This window comes from Segatella oris (assembly GCF_900637655.1).
In the GTDB taxonomy this organism is placed as follows: Bacteria; Bacteroidota; Bacteroidia; order Bacteroidales; family Bacteroidaceae; genus Prevotella; species Prevotella oris.
In genome coordinates this window covers 2,943,579-2,959,513 of sequence record NZ_LR134384.1, presented here as the reverse complement: position 1 = coordinate 2,959,513, position 15,935 = coordinate 2,943,579, and the positions used below count along the sequence as shown (strand labels likewise).

General features: G+C 45.1%; 12 protein-coding genes and 1 pseudogene. 1 reads left to right on the top strand and 12 read right to left on the bottom strand.

Translation table 11 applies throughout. The features are described 5' to 3' along the window. Positions 1–106: 106 nt before the first annotated feature. The 10 genes and pseudogenes from EL210_RS12515 to dut all read right to left on the bottom strand — a co-directional run bounded on the left by EL210_RS12515 (position 107) and on the right by dut (position 11,530). Positions 107–808, bottom strand: a complete 702-nt coding sequence (locus EL210_RS12515) for an ABC transporter ATP-binding protein (RefSeq protein ID WP_018920585.1) — start codon at positions 806–808, stop codon at positions 107–109. Positions 809–954: 146 nt separating this feature from the next. After that, positions 955–2,343, bottom strand: coding sequence for a DUF5687 family protein (locus EL210_RS12510; protein WP_018920586.1), 1,389 nt, complete (start codon positions 2,341–2,343; stop codon positions 955–957). A gap of 37 nt (positions 2,344–2,380) precedes the next feature. Beyond that, on the bottom strand, positions 2,381–4,525 hold the full coding sequence (locus tag EL210_RS12505) for a M3 family metallopeptidase (protein WP_018920587.1): 2,145 nt from the start codon (positions 4,523–4,525) through the stop codon (positions 2,381–2,383). 731 nt (positions 4,526–5,256) lie between these two features. Continuing rightward, a pseudogene (locus EL210_RS12500) lies at positions 5,257–5,871 on the bottom strand (glycoside hydrolase family 88 protein); the annotation flags it as partial. Then, entirely contained in the window at positions 5,843–6,058 is a 216-nt protein-coding gene (locus EL210_RS13870; RefSeq protein WP_232000361.1) for a hypothetical protein, read from the bottom strand. The pseudogene EL210_RS12500 and the gene EL210_RS13870, both read right to left, overlap by 29 nt. A gap of 81 nt (positions 6,059–6,139) precedes the next feature. After that, positions 6,140–6,499 carry a hypothetical protein gene (locus EL210_RS13865; RefSeq protein WP_018920589.1) on the bottom strand — a complete coding sequence of 120 codons (360 nt, stop codon included), beginning with the start codon at positions 6,497–6,499 and terminating at the stop codon, positions 6,140–6,142. A 213-nt stretch (positions 6,500–6,712) separates the two neighbouring features. Beyond that, positions 6,713–8,386 (bottom strand): murein hydrolase activator EnvC family protein, encoded by a 1,674-nt coding sequence (locus tag EL210_RS12490; protein WP_018920590.1) that lies wholly within the window; start codon positions 8,384–8,386, stop codon positions 6,713–6,715. After that, a complete protein-coding gene (locus tag EL210_RS12485; protein ID WP_025879624.1) occupies positions 8,387–9,292 on the bottom strand; it encodes a DUF4292 domain-containing protein in 906 nt (301 codons plus the stop codon). A 3-nt stretch (positions 9,293–9,295) separates the two neighbouring features. Then, entirely contained in the window at positions 9,296–11,032 is a 1,737-nt protein-coding gene (locus EL210_RS12480; protein WP_018920592.1) for a tetratricopeptide repeat protein, read from the bottom strand. Positions 11,033–11,095: 63 nt separating this feature from the next. Further along, complete coding sequence (dut, locus tag EL210_RS12475) at positions 11,096–11,530, bottom strand: dUTP diphosphatase (protein WP_018920593.1); 435 nt, start codon at positions 11,528–11,530, stop codon at positions 11,096–11,098. Between the two features lie 103 nt (positions 11,531–11,633). Between dut and dgt the strand changes: the two genes are divergently transcribed. Further along, complete coding sequence (gene dgt / locus EL210_RS12470) at positions 11,634–12,971, top strand: dGTP triphosphohydrolase (RefSeq protein ID WP_004378046.1); 1,338 nt, start codon at positions 11,634–11,636, stop codon at positions 12,969–12,971. A 112-nt stretch (positions 12,972–13,083) separates the two neighbouring features. Here dgt and EL210_RS12465 read toward each other — a convergent pair whose 3' ends face one another. Together EL210_RS12465 and EL210_RS12460 are read right to left on the bottom strand one after the other, a co-directional pair. Next, the gene (locus tag EL210_RS12465) at positions 13,084–14,646 is read right to left on the bottom strand and encodes a DUF6850 family outer membrane beta-barrel protein (protein ID WP_018920594.1); all 1,563 of its coding nucleotides are present in this window, start codon (positions 14,644–14,646) and stop codon (positions 13,084–13,086) included. Then, positions 14,630–15,892, bottom strand: coding sequence for a DUF4876 domain-containing protein (locus EL210_RS12460; RefSeq protein ID WP_018920595.1), 1,263 nt, complete (start codon positions 15,890–15,892; stop codon positions 14,630–14,632). The genes EL210_RS12465 and EL210_RS12460 overlap by 17 nt, the downstream gene beginning before the upstream one ends. Between the last annotated feature and the right edge of the window lie 43 nt (positions 15,893–15,935).

Below are 15,935 nucleotides of genomic sequence, written 5' to 3'. Positions count from 1 at the left end.
CGCGATGACAGAAGTCCTCAACCTTTGCTTTGTCTTGTTTTGTGGGTTTGCAAGTCATGAGCGAAGGCGAAGGTTGAAACGTTCTTAGAGAGGATAGGGTAGGCGGCTATGCCCCAAAATATGCCTCTAATTCTTTCATGGCGCAACCCTCTTCATTGTTTAAGTCTTTGATGAGTAGCCCCTTCTCGAGCAGCAGGATGCGCGACGATATGTCGGAAACGAAGTTCAGATTGTGGCTCGAAAGAATGACGGTTGCACCTGTTTCCTTGCAGAAAGCGTGTATCGTTTTGGCGATGTTGATTTGAGATGAGGGGTCAAGATAATTGAAAGGCTCGTCTAAAATGAGTATCTGTGGATTGATAAGCATGGCGCCAATGATGCCGATCTTTTGTCGGTTGCCCTCTGAAAAGTCACGGATATACTTCTTTGTACCGAGGATTTCATCGTGCATCAGGGGTGCATAACGGGACAACCGCTCGTCGATTATCTCTTTTGACAAGCCATATACGGTGCCGATAAAAGTGAAGTATTCCTCCGGAGTGTAGAAATCTATCAGGAAACGACCGTCGATAAACGAGCCTGTATATTGTTTCCATGCCTCGCTTTCGTTTACTTTCACCCCATTACTCATCACAAAACCTTCGTCGGCTTTAATCAAATCGAGGATCAATCGCATGAGCGTAGTCTTGCCGGCACCGTTGTTTCCCACGAGTCCGATAAGCTCTCCGGCGTGTATAGTCAGTTCTTTGATGTCGACAACTGTCTGAGTTCCATACACCTTTTTAAGGTCTTTAATTTCTATATCCATGTTGTTTAATTCATATTTTGTAGTTTATAATTGCCTGATATCGTACAAACGTTTCAGTATCATGTTAAGTTCTTCAGTTCTGTCTCCTCTCCCTTGAAAGGTCATCATACGCTTCTCCCCTCCTTGGGAGGGGGCAGGGGAGGTTTCTATTCCATGAAATCCTCCATTCGCTTGTATTTTATTGCCATGAAACGGTTGGCAACGCGTCGGATAATCGGATGCGAAAGACCAAGCATGATAAGTCCAAGACCGGCAGCAACTCCGTCTGTGAGGAGTGGATTTTCTGCGAAGATACACAGGCAAACGTAGATAGCAAGCGGGATTAATAGCACGAAAGCATAGACGTTGACGCCCATATTGGCCCCTTGATAGTTGAAGAATGCCGACGAAAAGAGGTCTATCCGTTTCGAGAAAAGACATGTTGGCATATACAACAGGTTTATTCCTGCACAGAAAATAGATACAGATAGCAGTGTTGAAAACTTCCAGTAGCCTAAGAATATGCCTGGAACAAGCAACAGTGTTGCTGTCATGTTGAGGAAAAGAAAGAAGCAGAACTTGCGCCGGAGCATGTCGAAAACCGAAATAGGTTTCGTTATCAGGCCATGGAAGAAGTTGCCTTCAATGCCGAAGATCCATTGTCCAAGCATCATGGAAGAGAACATGATAGCCATGAAAAGAAATATTCCGGAGATGCTGTTCAAGTCGGCATCCCCTTTCATGTTCATGCCCTGGAAGTAAGCTTGCAGTACCATTATCGTCAGAATAAACAGTTCTCCCGTGCGCAGACGCTTCGAACGGAGCAGTGAGATATATTCCATGCTGAAGAGCGATGTGCCTCCAATGCGGCCCACTTTCGTCTGTTGACCCTGCTGCTCATTGTAATGTCTGACATAACAAAGGTAGGCATAGACGGTTACTCCAAAGCCCAAAGTGGCCAAGAACCATGCCATGGCACTGCCGACAGGCCCTAACCAACTCATGAAAAAGACCATGAAGGGCACAGAAAGGCAATAATAGAAGAGCAACATCAACCATAATGGCAGCTTATATTCCCATCCTTGGGCCTTTCGAAGACCTGTAATCATCAGGCCGTCTGCAATGTTCAAGGTCAGCGAAAGCCCGAAAACCAGCAGTGCATAGCCCATAGGCATGAGCATACAAGCAATGATGAAGGCCATAATTGGAATGAACCAATTGAGGTAGTCGATGAGATTGAGCACAAGGAGAAAGCGATGCCACGTGGCTTGTGGTATGGGTTTGGTGCGCAGATAGTCGTCCATTCCGGCAGCATCTGTCTTCAACAGAAACTTCATCAGAAGCTCCATGGGAGAAAACATCATGACAAGTGGAACGATGATAATCTCCATTCCACCCCTCGTGAAGAGCTTACCCAGCTCGCCTCCTGCCTGCCAATAGCCTGCACCCATACCTACAATGATGCACAGCACCATGTAGATGAAGATGCCCATGCGCTTCCAATCAAACGTTCTTTGCTTCTGTATCCACCACAGTTTGAGAAGAATTTTCAGCATATATGATAGCTTTTAATGTTTCAATATCGTGTACTTTCTACATTCCTCTTGCCTTCAAGAGTGCCGAAGTGTCGGGAGATTTCAGACCGGTGAAGTCAGTAAAGGTCTGCATAAGGTCTTTGGTATTGCCTTTACTGAGTACTTTGTCGCGGAAATCCTGGCCTACTTCGGGCTTCAGAGCACCGCGTTGAGCGAAGCAAGAGGCTATGTTGTCGGCCAAAACTTCAGTCCAAAGGTAGCTGTAATAGCCCGCGGCATAGCCTCCTCCCCATACATGATTGAAGTAGGATGTGGCATAACGTGGCGGAATCTGTGTGTCCAAAAGACCTACTTCCTTAAGAGCTTGCTGCTCGAAAGCTGCAGCTTTGTCGGCTGTTGGTATGTCCTTGGAGGATAACATCGCCCAAGCCATGTCGATACATGTGGCACCAAGGTTCTCACCTAAGGCGTAAGCAGGTTGGAAATTGATGCTGCTGAGCATCTTTTCCTTGAGTTCTTCGGGCATCGGTGCACCCGTTTCGGTGTGTCGTGCATAGTGGTTGAAGATCTCCGGAATGATGGCAAAGCTCTCATTAAACTGTGAAGGCATCTCTACAAAGTCGCGGGCAACGGCGGTTCCACTAAGAGAATTATACTCGCAATCCGACAGAATACCGTGCAAGGCATGTCCAAACTCATGGAACATTGTCGTTACTTCGTCCCATGTCAGGAGTGTAGGTTGGCCCTCGGGTGCCTTGGCATAGTTGCACACATTATAGATAATAGGCTGCTGTTTACGGTATTTGCTCTGCTTGGCAAAGCTGCTCATCCACGCACCTCCACGTTTGGTTGGGCGGCGGAAGTAGTCACAATACCACAGTGCGAGTGGCTTTCCGTCCTTGTCAATGACTTCATACACGCGCATATCCTTATGATATGTCGGTACGTCCCAAGCCCTTTTGAAAGTCAATCCGTAGGCTCTTTGGGCAGCATAAAACACACCCTTGATGAGCACACTGTCGATATTGAAGTAAGGTTTGACGTCATCTTCGGAGAAATTATACTTGGCTTTCTTCATCTTTGCCGAGTAGTAGAAGCGGTCGTAGGGTTGAAGTTTGAAGTCGTTTCCTTCGATTTTGCGGGCAAACTTTTCGATTTCGCGGGTCTCTTCCTTTGCTTTTGGCTTGTAAGAAGCGATGAGTTGTTTCAAAAAGGCATACACATTCTCCGGTGTTTTAGCCATGGTGTTCTCCAAAGAATAGGCAGCATAGTTCTTATACCCCATGAGTTCGGCTTTCTCTGCGCGCAACTTTGCCATCTCAACTACGATAGGATAGGTGTTGAAACCACCTGTTCCGTCGCTTCTATGCACTGAAGCTTCGAACACGCGACGGCGTAAATCGCGGTTATCAAGATGAGTAAGAATGGCTTGTTGTGTGGTGTTGACAATCACTATGCAATAAGGAGCCTTACCACCACGGCTTACTGCATCCTTCTTGCATTGGGCAATATCGGCCTCACTCAGTCCTTTCAGCTCGTCTTTACTGTTCACCCACACTGCAGCCTGATTGGTTGCATCGGTCAACAGGGTGCCCCATTGCTGCTGTAGTTCGGCAATTCGTCTGTTGATTTGCTCCATCCGCGCTTTCTTCTCGGCTGAAAGAAGAGCGCCGGAGCGTACAAACTGCTTGTAGGTCTCGTCTAAAAGCTTGAGATCTTCACCTTTCAGCGTGTTTCGTTCGTGGTCATAGACATACTTGATGCGGGCAAATAGTTTCTCATTAAAGGTTATCTTGTTTTGCCAGTCGGTTAAAACGGGCGTGATTTCTTTCTCTGTCTGGGCTATGATTGGCGTTTTGTGAGCACTTGTCAAGCAATAGAATACGCTTAAAACGCGGTCAAGCATCACGCCACTTCGCTCATAAGCTTGGATTGTATTGGCGAAAGTGGGAGTTTCCTCGTTGTTGACGATGTGATTGATAAAGTCGCGTTGATCATGAATAGCCTTATACAAGGCCGGCTTATAGTCGGTTTCTGAAATACAACTGAAGTCAGGTGCCGTAAAAGGCAGTGCGCTATAGATGAGCAACGGATTGCGTCTTTTGTCTTCGTGAGCCTGTTGTGCCGAGGCTGAAAGCGCCACGGTAGAGGCTAAACCGGCTGCCAATAGCGAGCGCTTAAGGGTTGCATGGAGTTTCTTCATCGTTTTATTCGTTTGGTTTTCAATTCATATTGTCGGCTACAAAAATAGCGATTTTAATTCATAATGCATCATTTATGATGTATAATTTACTGTGTTCAGTGAGGCGTTGCATGTGGCGTTTCATCACCAATTCAGTCTTGGAGACAGTCAAAGAAAATGAATAGGTTGGATGAAGAACTTGAAGTTTAAGCGTGATATTGTAATAAAAATTGGCTAAAAAAACGCTCGTTGAAAGTTGACCTTTTAGAAAATAAAGAACGTTTTCTTAGTCGTTTTTTGCCCATTTCATCGTAGTTATTTCCTTTCCTCTTTGGGTTTGTTGTGCAATATGCGTCATTTCGCATTGCGTTTTGGTGCAGATGGCATGCTGATATGCTGCAGATTACGTGATGAAATGACTCAAATCAGCGGTTAAAAAGCGTCATGTCAGCTTGCTTTCTGCCTGAAAAGGGACGAAATATCCATGTTCTTTTTCTTAATAGCTTGATAGTCAACAGATTGCTTGGAGACCTCAAAACTCGCGTATTTACGACCTGATCACTTTTATTTTTCAGTGAGGCGCTTCCTGAAAGGGGTATTGTAAAGGATTTTACTCATTGGAAGTGGTGGGGAAAGTCATTGCAGATGAGGCCACGAAACATAGGAAAGCACGGTGCATGCTTCCCTGTATTCTGTGTTGTAAGCTATCCGGGAAAGATAGTTTTCGTGGCTTTATGTTCGATGAAATCGGTTTAATGATGAATAAATCGATAGTATTCACAGGCGGCAAGGAGAAAGGCTCCGACGCCGAAGTTGGCTTCGGAATGGGCATCAACTACCTGTCCCGGGATTGCTTTCTCCCCGATAGGCTGCACATAGCCCACGCGACCATCGGGCTGAAGAGCCTTTGTGTTCAGATAGTTCCAGGCGCGATGAACGGTCTTTTCATACGATTTCATCGGGAGAATACCGTTGTTTATGCCCCAGAGCAGACCGTAGGTGAAGAATGCCGTGCCGCTCGTTTCAGGCCCAGGAGCCTGTTGTGGATCCATCATCGAGCGTGTCCAATAGCCGCCGCGCTGCTGCAATTTGGCCACAGCTTTGGCCAAACGGCGGTATTTCTCAACAAAGAACGTGTAGTGACGATAGTCTTTCGGCATGTCTTGCAGCACCTTGGCAAGCCCTGCCAGCACCCAACCGTTGCCCCTTGCCCAGAAGTCTTTGCGCCCGCGAAGCGTCTTGTGTTTCGGATAAACATATTTACCATCGCGGAAATAAAGCCCTGTTTCCTTGTCAAGCATAATGCTGTCGGCATAGCTGATGCAGCTGTAGAGCTTGTCAAGATACTTTTCCTGACCCGTCATTTTCGCAAATCAGTACGGCAGTTAGCCAGTTCGAACAAATCCATGGCGTCCAGTTCATGCGACTATGTTTCCACCAATAGTTGGTTTTCAGGGCTGGTTGAAGCAGCCGTCTGCGGATTTCTTGGTCGAGTTTCTGCTGCATGTCATGGCCTAAAGCATCGTTTAACATGTAGCGTATCCATGCTACCAAACCTGCTGTTTCAGCATTGAAAAGGTCTACGGTTTGGTCTTTTTGCTTTGGTTGGGCTGGGCCATAGTGAGCGGGAATGCCCTACCAAGGTTCGGCAAGCTGGTTGTCTAATCCTGCTTTGAGGTCGGGTATGAATCGTCCTTTGCCTTCTATAATCTCGGCCATAGCTACGGCTGCGAGTTGAGTTCGTTTCTGAAAGCAAAGCTGTTCGTAATGCGTTCGATTACCATTGCGTCTGAATTCACCAAAGATAGAGTCGGGAATTGTAGCCCAAGGTTGGCCGATATACTGTGCACCATAGGAGATATAACTCTGTCGCATGGCTGCGGGAACGGAGTCTCTCCAGTAGGTTGAGGTTGCGCGAGGCATTGTAAGCTGTGCATGTGTCAGTGCACATGTTAGCCAGAACCAGGCAAATAGTATGTTTTTAGGTTTTATCATTGTAGGTTGTTTTAGGTTTGTAGTAGATGAAGGTGTGGGATGTGATAGCCCAATCTTGAGAGATAAGTAGAAAAATCTTTATGTGAATAGGTGTTGTTTAAGCTTTAATTGGTTCCTTTTTATTTTAATCTTTACGTTTATAAACGGTTGTTGAGAAGTGTAATTAGCCCTTTATTAAGGCTTCCCCTCCATAGAAGGGGAAGCGAAAAGTCTTTATCTTCCAAGCCAAGCTTCAGGATTAAGTTTGGTTGTTTCTTTGCGCAATTGAAACTGAAGAATATTATCTGTGCCGACAGTGCCAAGTGCTTGACGTGTGCTTACTTTCTGCCCACGGCTTACACTGACTGAACGCAGATTGCAATACACAGAGATAAAGGCGCCATGACGCACCATAACTACCATGCTTCCGGCATATCCGAAGACTGCACTCACTTCTCCATCATAGATAGAGCGAGCCACACAACCTGGATTTCCCTTAATGTTGATGCCCTTATTATCAAGCGTCACGCCTTTCAAGCCCGATACATTGTACTGTCCGAAGTGGCTTACAATCTTGTAGTTGCCCGAGATTGGCATTGGCAGCCGACCGCGGTTGGCTTCAAAACCACCGCTAATCATGCGGTCTACAGTCGATAACCGTTCAGCAGCATCAGCCTCTTTCTTAGCTTCTGCAAGTTCTTGTTTCTGGCGTTCAGCCTCAACTTTAGCCTTACGTTCCGCTGCTTGGCGCTGTGCTTCGGCCTCCTTTGCAGCCTGTTCTGCCCGTTCCCGTTTCTCTGCAGCAGCTTTTGCAGTTGCTTCCGCAGCGGCTTTTTTCTTGGCTTCTGCAGCTGATTGCTGTGCAATTCGGGCTTCTTCTGCAGCTCGGGCAGCTGCTTCTGCTTCAGCTTTCAAGCGAGCTTCACGTTCTTTAGCCTCTGCTATACGACGTGCATTCTCGCGGGCTGCAGCCTCTGCAGCGGCTTTCTGGCGGGCTAATTCTGCAGCGCGGCGTTGTGCGGCGGCCTTAGCTGCAGCCTGACGTTTGGCTTCTGCAGCTGCACGTGCACGTGCCTTGGCCACTTCTTGAGCTACCAATCGGTCGATTTGTGCATTGAGGGCAGCGTCTTTCTGCTTTTGTTCTGTGATAATCTTCTGAATGGTTTTCTGCTGATTTTGCAGCGAAGCAACCATCTTTTTCTGTTCATTCTGCTGACCTTCAAGGGCTTCTTTCTCTTTCTTTCCTTGATAAAGAAGATTGCTCTTCTGCCCTTTCACCTGCTCTAATTGTTTGTGTTTTCCATCAACCTGAGCCTGTTTGTTCTTCACCATCTCTCCTTGTGCCTTCTGAAAGTCGGCATATTCGCGCACGAAACGTAGGCGACGGTACATCTGAGTGAAGTTGTTTGCTGAAAAGATAAACATCAATTTGTCTTGAACTGTGCGGTGATGAGCCATGTAGCGCATAGACTTGATGTACTTACTCTTGTGGTCTGCCAGTTGTTGTTCAAGTGTCTGGAGCTGTGCTTTGAGTATATCAATGTTGCCATTGATATGGTGAATGTCTTTCTCTATGCCGTTGATATTCTTCTGCCGCTCATCAATCTGACTGTTAAGAGTCAGCAGATTGTTGAGTCTTTCTTTTACATCAGCTTGGTTCTTGCGTAGAGCTTGCTCCTGTTCCTTTATCTTTTTCTGTATCTGTGAACGCTGTCCTTGCAGTCCGCGAATAGAAGCATTGGTATAGATTGCGGTCTTTTGGACAGTTTTACCCTTGGGCTTAACTGCCTTTTTTATTGTTTTTGCTTTCTTTTGTGTCTTTACATACTGCTTGTTCGGCGCTTTTTTTTGTGCCGAAATACTGAGTGTCAGCAGCAGGGTAAATAGGATGAATGCAATTCTTTTCATTTATAGCGTCATGATTTTAGCTAAGATGTCCTTGGTTTCTATCTTCTTATATTTACTTGAAACGGTAGAGTTGACCTCCCAGTTGTCTTTTGTTGTCACCTCATCCATGTCGAGAGTCACCTGAACAGTTTGTTTTTGACGAGTTGCCGTCGTAGTAAAAGTAAAGCTTTGCTTGGCAGGAAAGCTTTTCACTCCTACGGTCATGAAGTTGGAATAAAGCCAAGTGAGCGTGGAGTTACCATGTTGTTGACTACGATAAGATACGGTTGTCTGGCCTATTGTGCCGTTTTGTTTGTCGGCATTCCAAACGAAATCCATGTTCCCTTGATGCAGACTGACTGGTATTGTCGTGCCGGAAGATTGCAAATTGACATTAAATTGGCGCAGTGAAGACTCGTTCAGACGATCTTTCCCAGGCAGAAACAACTGGTTCCAGAACAGGGATTGCAGGCTGTAGAAATTCAGACCGTTGTTTTTCAAGAAGTCCAATTGTGAATAATCGGCCTTGATGTATTCCTTGTGCAGACGGTCGATGACGAGCACATAATCAGGAGTGAACTCCAAACGGCCCACTTCTGTGCCCAACAAAGGAATGAAAAGCTGAATGCGGATGACTTGGTTCTTGCGCATATGAAGTGCCCCTGACGTAGTGATATTCCTGTTGCCAACCTGCAAGTTGAACTTCATGTCGCCGACAATGTTAGTGGCATAAACAGCATTGTCAGCCACTTTCTGCATGAATGCAAGTTTTTGCAGTTCACTGTTACCGGTAGCTTTTGATGTCTTCATCGTCGTGTTGGAAGTTGTCGCTGTGGATCTTACTATATTTTTCTTTGTTCCACAGGCAGTGAGGAGCAGGGAAAATGCCAACAGGATGAGCCGGCTATACTTTGTTTTTGTTTTCATTTGCTATTTGATATATTTCTTTAAACGAATCTTTTTCTCAAGAATAGCAGTGTTTCCACTGCCGAGTTTTAGGGCCTTATGCCAATAGTATAGGGCTGTCTTTGTGTCGCCAAGCTGTGCATGGATATCCCCGGCGTGTTCTAAAATGACTGAATTCAGCACAGAATCAGTATCATTTTTGATAGCTTGGTCAACATATATCTTGGCCTCGGTAAATCTCTTTTGCATGAAAAGTATCCATGCATAAGTGTCAAGATAGGTGGCATTCTTGGGTTCAGCTTGTACCGTTTTGAAGCTCATTTGCTCGGCTTTCTTCAGGTCACCACCATTAATACTGAGGTAGTAAGCATAGTTGTTCATGCAATAGATGTTATCATTTTTATATTGCAAACAGCTGTCGTAAGCTGCATACGACTCCTTATAACGATTCTGTTTCTGCAGATAATCACCCATAATCGCATAGAGTTCAGCCACCATGTCCTTGTTGGTTTTATCGTTCACATGCATCATTCCTTTGCGTATGGTCTCAATAACAAGATTGGTTTTATCAAGCTGAATGTAAGCCATACTCATGAAATAATAAAAGCCCATTTCATCGGGATTGAAAGCCAACCCAGTATTGCAGAGGTCGATAATTCGTAGCCAGTCCTTCGATGCCCAAACGTCTTGCAACAGTTGAATTCGTGCTCCCTTATTGTCTGGGGCGATGTTAAGTAGATTGACAATCGCACTGTCGATAGCTACTGTCGGCATCTTCTTCAGCGACATATAAGCTACTTTCAGTTCAGCAATGGCAGCGTCCTTGGGAGATGTTTTCATGACCTCATCAAACATTTTCAACACTTTTATACTGTCACCACCACTTTGTTCATTGGTTTGAATGAACTGTCTAATCATGCTTTGCTTCATCTTAGAGTCGCTTTTATCACTCAATAAAATACGTTCCATGATGCTTTTTGCCTGCAGACTGTCTTGAGTTGCCATGTAATAATCATACATGGAAGCAAGGGCCATAGCGTTGTTTGGTTCTTCTTTCAGCACGCCTTGATAGAGTTCATAGGCTTCTTTCTTACGGTCGTTCTGCATGAGCCAGTTTCCTGTCATGACACGATAATTAGGGTCGTTAGGATAGGTGTCACAGAGCGTTTGAAGTGCTTTGTAAGCCTGTTTCCTGTCACCTTTGAGTTCATAAACGTGCACCTTTGACATCGTAAGGGCTTCACTGTTGCCGTCGTTCTGTTCAAGTCGGGCGAGTGTTCGCAGCATGTTGTCGTAGTCTTTCTGCTGGTTGTAGAGCTGAAGAAGCACTTGGAGCACATCAGTACGGTCGCTATGATGAGTTATTAAAGCTTCAAATACATCAATAGCTTTGGCATATTGTTGTGCATTGATGTAGTATTCGGCCAATCGTTCCTGATAGTCGTCGTTGTCGGGAGAGAGAGCACAGGCTTTCGTAAGATAGGAAATCGCTAATGTGTCATTCTTCTTGTCCGACTCAAATGGAGCAAGGAAATAATAAGCTTCGGCCGCATTAGGATTGAGTTCGATGCATTGTTTCAGCAGAGCATAGGCAGAATCATTCTTGTCGGCAGCTTCAGCGAGGATTGCATCAAGGAACATCGTGTTGTAACGCACGCTGTCTTCATAGCTCATCATAGACACATTGGCCGATGAAACCGTCTGTTTCTGTTTCTTATCACGTTTGGCAAACGATGGGAAAACTGCTGTTGCAGCCATCATAGTGATAGCCAAAGCAAATGGAATATGTTTGAAGTACTGTCTCAAAGCCGTGTTATATTGATTTTATTTCACTCCTGTGTGACCATAACCACCCGTACCACGCTCTGTATCATCAAGTGCTTCCACCACCTTAAATATGCCTTGCTCGTGGCGTGCAATAACCATTTGGGCAATGCGTTCACCGTCGTTGATGATGAAATCAGAGTCGGAAAAGTTCACGAGCAACACCATGAGTTCACCGCGGTAGTCGGCATCTATCGTTCCCGGAGTGTTGAGAACGGTGATGCCATGCTTCAAAGCAAGTCCGCTGCGAGGGCGAATCTGTGCTTCATACCCTACAGGAAGCGCTATATATAGACCTGTTGGAATAAGTCTGCGCTCCATGGGTTTCAGCGTGATTGGTGCTTCGATATTAGCCCGAAGATCCATGCCTGCACTCTGTGGTGTGGCATATTCAGGAAGGGGTTGATGTCCTTTGTTTACTACTTTAATATCCATTATTATTATTTATAAGGTACAAAAATACGCAATTCTATGCAGATAACTTCATTTTTCGGCTTAAAAAGACAGAAAATCCACTAATTTACACTATATTTGTCCCATGAACTGGCAACAACTTATAAGTAACAAGAGACTCGGTCAAGAGCATCGTCATGCTGAAAGACATGATGACCGATCAGAGTTCAAGCGTGATTATGACCGCTTAATCTATTCAGCTCCGTTCAGAAGACTACAGAACAAGACACAGGTTTTCCCTCTTCCAGGCAGTGTCTTCGTGCATAATCGACTGACACATAGCCTTGAAGTGTCAAGCCTTGGGCAGTCGTTGGGCAACGATGTCTGTACGCGTTTGAAGCAGAAGCATCCCGAATTGGCCAACACTTTGTTTGAGGAAATCGACACGATTGTTAGTGCAGCCTGCCTCGCTCACGATATGGGGAACCCTCCTTTCGGTCATTCGGGCGAGAAAGCCATACAGACTTTCTTCACAGAAGGGGAAGGGAAGCAGCTGAAATCGACGGTTTCATCGCAGTTTTGGGATGATATTACACATTTTGAAGGCAATGCCAATGCCTTCCGACTACTTACTCATCGTTTCTTCGGGCGACGTCAGGGAGGCTTTGTCATGACTTATTCGATGTTGGCAAGTATCGTGAAATATCCGTTCTCAAGCAGTTTGGCTGGCCGTCATGGAAAGTTTGGTTTCTTTCAGACAGAAGCCGAAGATTATCGCAAAATAGCCGATGAATTGGGCCTTATTTGCAAGTCTAAGCCAGGAGAACCATTGAAATACGCACGTCATCCGTTGGTTTATCTTGTGGAAGCTGCCGATGATATCTGCTATGAAATCATGGATATTGAAGATGCCCACAAACTGAAGATCCTGTCATTTGAAGAGACAACCCGTCTGTTGTTAGGCTTTTTTGATGAGGATATGCGTCGGGAAATCACAGAACGCATTCGTGAAGAGGGTGTGACTGATAACAATGAACAAATCGTTTACATGCGGGCAAGTGTCATTGGAAAACTTGAGAACGAGTGTGTCAGAACTTTTGTAGAGCACGAAGAAGAAATCCTTAACGGCACTTTTAACGGCAGTATCATAGATCATATCGCCCCGCTTCAGCGTGAAGCTTACCGTCGTTGTACCGAAATATCATATCAAAAGATTTATCATAGTAAGCCAGTGCTCGACATAGAACTCTCGGGTTACAAGATTATGGAGACACTGATGAGCGTGTTTGTCGAGGCTGCCGTCAATCCCAAGCGCTTTTATTCGCAGCAGCTTATCCGTCGGGTCAGCAGTCAGTATGACATTCACAGTGATGATGTAGAGACGCGTATCATGGCAGTTATTGATTATATCAGTGGCATGACCGATGTCTATGCATTGGATATTTATCAGAAAATAAAGGGCGTAGCATTACCTATTGTATAAGAATTGAAAAGGAAACGGGCAAGAAAGTCTTGGCTTTCTTGCCCGTTTCCCTCTCGATATGATGATTTTGTTTTTATCATTTCGGGAGTGTATAAAATAGAAGGTAACTTCCTTAATACATCACACCCATGCTTATTCCCACTTGATATTTGTGTAGTTTCTCGCCTTGATACTTCTTTGTTTCCAAGAGGTCACACCAGCCTTTAGCATAGCAATTGGTCTTGGTTTGCTTGATTTTCAAGGGCAAGTCGTAAGTGATATCGAAATGACCAAAGAAATAATTGAGTTCATAATACTTCATGTCAGGCTGTAACACCTGTTTTGCATAGTCGGTTTCACTGTTGTTCAGTGCGAGTTTATTACGTGTTGAGAAGCTGTAACCACCATTTATGTTTACGCTTATCCTGCCAACTTTTCCCCCAACTTCTAAGGCGGGATTAAGTCTCCCATATTGAAGTTCCGAGGTATAGAGCAGATATTTGTTACTTATCGCCTTGTAATCAATCATTGCTCCCATGTAGAACCAATCTAAAGGAACCGTATTTTCACTTATACGATAGTGCAAGCCAAGGTCTAAAACCTTTACTTGATAGCGCTTGTTGAAAGTCAGTTGGTTCTCATATTTATAGGAGTTGAGGCCTGTTGTAGGGTCATTTGTGATGACAAGTTGCTGACGGTATTCATCAGCATAGCCCTCTTCATACTGCGCTTTAAAGTCAATGCGGTGCGTAACACTGTTACTTGGAATTAAAGTTTGGCTCTTGATAGCGTAAATATAATTATAGTAATGCCCCGGACGGTACTTATATTGGCCAAGAACACTCTCACTTCCACGCTGCAAGCTGATGCTGTTCAGCGTTTTAGAGCCTTTTTCTGACTGCGTATATCCCCACGAAAGTTCTGCTCCGAAATTATGATTTACCCACTCACGCTGGTAATTATTGTAGCCGCCTACACTTCCGTTAGCATTCTCCATGCCTGTCATGAGGTAGTATTTCAGCGTTGCATCCTGTTGAACTGTAGTCAATCCGTCAATCTTTTCCTTGCGACGATGATACCAAGCTGCCAATCCAATGGCATGCTTCCCAACGTGATAAATGGCTGAAGGTGTAAGCTGATAATCGAGCATCTGTGCCCTTGAACGAGGGTCGCGTAGCCTGCTTAAGTCGCCAAGTGCATAGTCAAGGCGTGCTCCGAAGTTCCATTTTCCCAACTGACTTGTGCCGATTGCAGCCGTAAGATTAATGTTCTGATGGTCGTAGTGCCCTGCTATTGCAGAGCCTGCAAAGTAAGGATTGCTGTTGTATGGACGCATTACATCGGCCCATGCACGGTCTTTGGTGCGGCCGTTATTGAATTCAAAACTGCCATACCCATAGAATTGCTTTGATAATTTCTGATAGGTTTCAGTCTTAAACTGCAGATTATTTGTTGATGTTCCCTCTTGAATACGATGAAACTTCCCACCAGTGTAAGTATAACTGAAACCTGCAAAACCACGATTTTGCGTGCTGTCAATGCCTAATCCTGCAGCATTCTCGGTGTTATGCCATAGCAATTGGTTGTCAAGATGCTGATAAATGCCATGGTTCATCAAGTGGTTTTGCGCTTGTATGGCACACGGAAGGGCTGTCAAAATGAGTGATAGTAATAGGTTCTTATTCATCGTATTCATGGATTTTAATGGTTGTTGAGCGTTTGAAATCATTCAAGGAATTGTTGGTGTCCTGCAAGATGCGGTGTCCGTCTTTGCCTTTTCGCGTGGAAGTCTTGCGGTAAACCACTTCTCCGTTATAGCCATTGACGGCACCTATCGTGGTATATCCACCGTCAAGCTCATTGTAGAGATGCTTCGTTGCAATGTCTGCACCACCCGTTTTTGGGTTGTATTTCAATATCTCAACACCGTCAATGACATAGCGTTTGGGCACAGCTAACCAGAGAGAGCCTTTGGTTTTGCCATAGGAATAAATCTGATTGAACTTCTTTACGTCTTTATTGGTACGGAAAATCACTATTCCACAAGGGCCACTCTGTAAGAGGTTCATCTTCGATATGGCTGCAAACGAACTGAAACAAAGTTCCAGTGCCGGTGTGTCGGGATTGTTCTGCGTCTTTCCCTGCGCGTCTTTTGCTTCGTAGTCTGCCGTCAACAGATTTCGTTCCAAGGGTGCATTGACAGTGTGGTCAATAGCACTGTTGGTGATAACAAGGCTTTCTCCCGGTTTCAGTTCATGGGGTTTGTTGGTCGGAATGCGATAAACCTGCTTGCAAACCACAATGCTGTCGTTGAATTTCTCTTTCAGATTGTCAAGTGTATAAGCAGGAGTGGCATTGCTTTCCAACAGTCCAATGTAGAGCCCCGCCACGTCTATGGTCTTGTCACTCTGGTTATAGAGTTCAATAAACTGCCCTGCCAAGTAGTTCTTTCCCTTGTTATCTTTGCTGCCTGCATAGTAGACTTTGCTGATAACAAGCGATCGGTTGATAGCCAACGAAGTCGAAAGCGTGATGGTTTCCTGGCTTTTGATGAGCTGATTGTTGATGTTTCCCGACACAACAGCACCCTCGTTGACCACGTTGTCGCCTGTAAGTGCAGCGTACTCGGTAGGAGTCAGTTCCCATGAAGTAGAGAGTGTATAGACGTCGGGCACGAGATTGCTGAATGATGCCACGCCGTTTGCATCGGTTTTTGCCGTGAACTTATTGCCTGCCGCATTGAGAAGACTCACGGTCTTGCCTTCCAAACTGCTGCCGTTTGTAAACTCTTCTGGTGCTGTTACTTGCACTTTTGCCGATATTGCAGTCGCTTCATCGCTGTAATCTACGCAGGAAGCGAATGTCAATAAAAGTATCAGTATGTAGAATACTATTTTTATTCCTTCAAAAGGTATTCTTTTTTGCTTATTTCTATTTTCCATTTTATTCGGTTTTATCATTTATTTTATGCTTTAATAGCCTTGA

What these genes read in the sequence shown, in the direction of transcription:
- EL210_RS12515 (WP_018920585.1), bottom strand. Translation starts at nt 808, where the DNA reads ATGGATATAGAAATTAAAGACCTTAAAAAGGTGTATGGAACTCAGACA.
- EL210_RS12510 (WP_018920586.1), bottom strand. Translation starts at nt 2,343, where the DNA reads ATGCTGAAAATTCTTCTCAAACTGTGGTGGATACAGAAGCAAAGAACG.
- EL210_RS12505 (WP_018920587.1), bottom strand. Translation starts at nt 4,525, where the DNA reads ATGAAGAAACTCCATGCAACCCTTAAGCGCTCGCTATTGGCAGCCGGT.
- EL210_RS13865 (WP_018920589.1), bottom strand. Translation starts at nt 6,499, where the DNA reads ATGATAAAACCTAAAAACATACTATTTGCCTGGTTCTGGCTAACATGT.
- EL210_RS12490 (WP_018920590.1), bottom strand. Translation starts at nt 8,386, where the DNA reads ATGAAAAGAATTGCATTCATCCTATTTACCCTGCTGCTGACACTCAGT.
- EL210_RS12485 (WP_025879624.1), bottom strand. Translation starts at nt 9,292, where the DNA reads ATGAAAACAAAAACAAAGTATAGCCGGCTCATCCTGTTGGCATTTTCC.
- EL210_RS12480 (WP_018920592.1), bottom strand. Translation starts at nt 11,032, where the DNA reads ATGATGGCTGCAACAGCAGTTTTCCCATCGTTTGCCAAACGTGATAAG.
- dut (WP_018920593.1), bottom strand. Translation starts at nt 11,530, where the DNA reads ATGGATATTAAAGTAGTAAACAAAGGACATCAACCCCTTCCTGAATAT.
- dgt (WP_004378046.1), top strand. Translation starts at nt 11,634, where the DNA reads ATGAACTGGCAACAACTTATAAGTAACAAGAGACTCGGTCAAGAGCAT.
- EL210_RS12465 (WP_018920594.1), bottom strand. Translation starts at nt 14,646, where the DNA reads ATGAATACGATGAATAAGAACCTATTACTATCACTCATTTTGACAGCC.
- EL210_RS12460 (WP_018920595.1), bottom strand. Translation starts at nt 15,892, where the DNA reads ATGGAAAATAGAAATAAGCAAAAAAGAATACCTTTTGAAGGAATAAAA.